The following is a 3498-nucleotide window of genomic DNA, read 5'->3' on the forward strand; positions in this document are numbered from 1 at the left end:
CTTATGTCCCAGCCTCTTTTTTACATACTAGAACAGTAAGTTTGCTACGATAACAGCAATTGGAAGCGTAATAAGCGTACGAAGAATGAAGATGATTACAAGGTCCATAAATTTAATTGGAATCTTTGACCCTAGTAGTAAGCCACCAACTTCTGACATATAAATGAGCTGTGTGACAGACACACACGCGATAACAAAACGAGTAAGCTCACTTTCAATGCTTGATCCAATAACAGCTGGTAGGAACATATCAGCAAACCCAACAACCATAGTTTGAGCTGCCTCGGCTGCTTCTGGTACTTGCAATAAAGCTAATAATGGCTCAAAAGGTAAGCCAATCCACTTAAATAGCGGCGTATATTCTGCGATGATTAACGCAGTTGTACCAATTGCCATTACGACAGGTACAACGCCCATCCACATATCAAGGATGTTTTGAATTCCATCTTTAAAGAATGCCTTAACGCCTGTATTATTCTCTGCTCGATCCAACGCTTTTTTCATTCCCCATGAAAAGGACGTATGCTCTTTTGGAATTGTTTCGTCTGCCACGGTATGATCTTTAGCATTTTCATGATACGTATCCGGTTTTTTTGATAACGGGGGGATACGCGGCATAATAATGGCTGAAACCAACCCAATAAGCAATACCGTTAAGTAGTAAGGAATAATATATGCTTCTAGCTTTAAATATGAAAGAATAACAATTGTGAACGTAATGGATACGACTGAAAAAGTGGTACCAATTACCGCTGCTTCACGCTTTGTATAGTAACCTTCTTCATACTGTTTACTCGTTAATAATACACCAATTGTTCCATCACCTAACCATGATGCAAGACAGTCAATGGATGAACGCCCTGGCAACGTAAAAATTGGACGCATAAATTTTGTAAATAGAGCACCACATAGCTCCAATAAACCGAAATTTAAAAGAAGAGGTAGTAAAAGACCAGCAAATAAAAATACAGAGAACAATACGGGAATTAAATCATATAAAAGCGTCCCACCTGTGTTTTCCGACCAAACAGCCTCAGGTCCAATCTTAAAATAAGTTAAGATGACATATACAGCACCAACCAAGCGCGTAATAGTCCACACCCAACTAACAAGAAAAAGAGAAGATAGAAAAGGACTATTCTTTATAAAATCCGGCTTTGTTAATTTAAATAAGATTGTAAAAACAGCTGTTGCAACAACGATGATTGTCATTATTAATGGAAGATGACTCTCAAGCATTGCTTGTACAGCATTTGCTAAAATAGCAATAGGGATGGTTAGTTCTCCCTTATAAGAAAACGGAACAATAAACAAGAAAATCCCTAGTAGAGAAGGGAGTAAGAATATCAATAAAGTTGATAAAGCAAACTTTTTTTCAGTAAGGGGTTGTTTCAATACTTTCACCTCATTATGCACATACATAGTTATTCAAAAGAAGTATGCTCAAATTCCGAAGAAATTAGAGCGGAACCTGGCTGTGTTTAAATGCATAAATCTATAAATTGATTGTATGTTTAAAACAGCAACGTTATAAAAATAACATACTTTATAAGAGAGTAAAAGTTATTAATTTAATTTAAATTTTCGGAATAAAAAGCATTTTTTGGTCGCTAGCTGCATTGGGATGAAATAAAAAATAAGCAGCTGTTTTACGGCTGCTTATTCTTCGTTAAACTCGATTGCAATTTGCTGGTTTACTTCTTGCTTTAAGAGTTTAATTTCTAATAACCCATTGCGATACTTAGCTTTAATTTCATTTTCTACAAATTGAAAAGGAAGTTTAATCGTACGCATAAATACACCTGTATGGCGTTCATTGATTTTTAAATGTGGTTTTGCAACTTCATAGGAGTAGGGGAGCTGACCTTGAATTGTAAGCGTGTTGAGCTCTACTTTAATTTCTACATCCTTAGCTGACTGAAGACCTGGAAGTTCAGCCACAATAATTCCTTCTTTCTCAGTTTCATATAAATCAACTGCTGGGAATTTTTTAGGGAGAAGTGTGGTAAAGTCGTTCCAAAAGTGAGTCCCTAACATTTCTTCGACTTTGTCATGTAGAGAACTCCAATCTAAATCATCAAAGTGTTTTGACATGATATTTGCCTCCTTAGTCAGTAATAAGTGATTATTTATAGAATGTTATGGGTTCATTTTATATATATGAAGGAATCATTTCTTTTTTGACATGATTTTTGAATGTTGTTCATTGGTGGTATGTCATCTTTAACGAGGCGAGATAGTTGAAGAAATCCCCTATGATGGTATATATTATAAAATAAGGAACATAAGTTCTTGTTTTAGCTGTAAAAAAAGTTTCAAACGGAGTTAAATATTTAGACTTATGTTATGAAAAGCAGGATTATGAGAGAGTAAGAAAGTATAATTATTATATAGCGATTGTCAAGTAAACTTGAAGCGGAGGTATACCTATGAGAGAAAAACGAACGTCTAGTGGGTTCCTATTAAAGCAGCGTGCTTTTTTAAAGTTATATATGATTACAATGACCGAGCAAGAACGCTTATATGGACTCAGGCTTTTAGATGTCCTGCGTGAAGAATTTCGACCGTTTGGTTTTAAACCTAATCATTCGGAAGTATATAAAGCATTACATGATTTAATTGAAGATGGTGTATTAAAACAAGTAAAAAAGAAGAAAGAAGGAATGAAGCTGCAGGAAGTAGTATATTACAAGTTTGCAGCGGGCGGAGAGGAAAAAGCAAAACTATATAAAAAGCAGCTAAAGGTAGAACTAGAAAGATGTGAGGCAATGATTCAAAAAGCCATTCGCGATAACTTTAGCGTTGTTTCAAGAGGTATTCAATCATGAATACCTCTTTTTAACTGAAAAAAAGATATTTGTAAAGAGGGAATTTCGTCCAATTCATGTTAGGAAAAGTTATATTATGGGTCAGCAGTAGTGAAAAAGATGGATTTATAGGTATAAAATGGTTTAAATACACACTTTTAACATATATGGATAGATTATTTTTTAAAGACTATGTACTATTCATAAATAAAGGTTGAATTGATATGATACAAGTTGTACATAAATTTTAAAAACAGAAATGCCTTATTTTGAGATTCAAAATCCATGTATGAGGACCAAATAAGAGCATTTTAGAACTGAGGATGTACAAGAGTTTATTGCATAAGGTGAACATTTTACATCGTACGAAAGGAATGGAGATTATGAAGTCTACAGGTATTGTAAGAAAAGTAGATGAATTGGGTCGAGTTGTAATTCCAATCGAATTGCGACGAATTCTAAATATTAATACAGGTGATCCAGTCGAAATATACGTTGATGAAGACATTATTATTCTACAGAAATATAGCCCATATGGTGCTTGTGCCGTAACTGGTGAAATTAAGAGTGATAACCTTACGTTCGCTAATGGAAATGTCGTGCTAAGTAAAAAAGGAGCGGAACGACTTCTGAACGAACTTCAACGTACTTTAAACAAATAAAAAAAGAACGTCATTGGACGTTCTTTTTT

At 34.4% G+C, this 3498-nt stretch carries 4 protein-coding genes; 2 read left to right on the forward strand and 2 right to left on the reverse strand.

The features are described 5' to 3' along the window. Window positions 1-27: 27 nt before the first annotated feature. Together BFL01S_RS19205 and BFL01S_RS19210 are read right to left on the reverse strand one after the other, a co-directional pair. Complete coding sequence (locus BFL01S_RS19205; RefSeq protein WP_412762069.1) at window positions 28-1404, reverse strand: YjiH family protein; 1377 nt, start codon at window positions 1402-1404, stop codon at window positions 28-30. A gap of 255 nt (window positions 1405-1659) precedes the next feature. Then, window positions 1660-2094 (reverse strand): Hsp20/alpha crystallin family protein, encoded by a 435-nt coding sequence (locus BFL01S_RS19210; protein ID WP_025912110.1) that lies wholly within the window; start codon window positions 2092-2094, stop codon window positions 1660-1662. Between the two features lie 335 nt (window positions 2095-2429). On the opposite strand from BFL01S_RS19210, the gene BFL01S_RS19215 reads away from it, so the two are divergent. Together BFL01S_RS19215 and BFL01S_RS19220 are read left to right on the forward strand one after the other, a co-directional pair. Next, entirely contained in the window at window positions 2430-2828 is a 399-nt protein-coding gene (locus BFL01S_RS19215) for a replication termination protein (protein WP_025912109.1), read from the forward strand. Between the two features lie 362 nt (window positions 2829-3190). After that, window positions 3191-3469, forward strand: a complete 279-nt coding sequence (locus tag BFL01S_RS19220; protein WP_025912108.1) for an AbrB/MazE/SpoVT family DNA-binding domain-containing protein — start codon at window positions 3191-3193, stop codon at window positions 3467-3469. The last annotated feature ends 29 nt before the right edge of the window (window positions 3470-3498 follow it).

This window comes from Priestia flexa NBRC 15715, assembly GCF_001591565.1.
Classification (GTDB): domain Bacteria; phylum Bacillota; class Bacilli; order Bacillales; family Bacillaceae_H; genus Priestia; species Priestia flexa.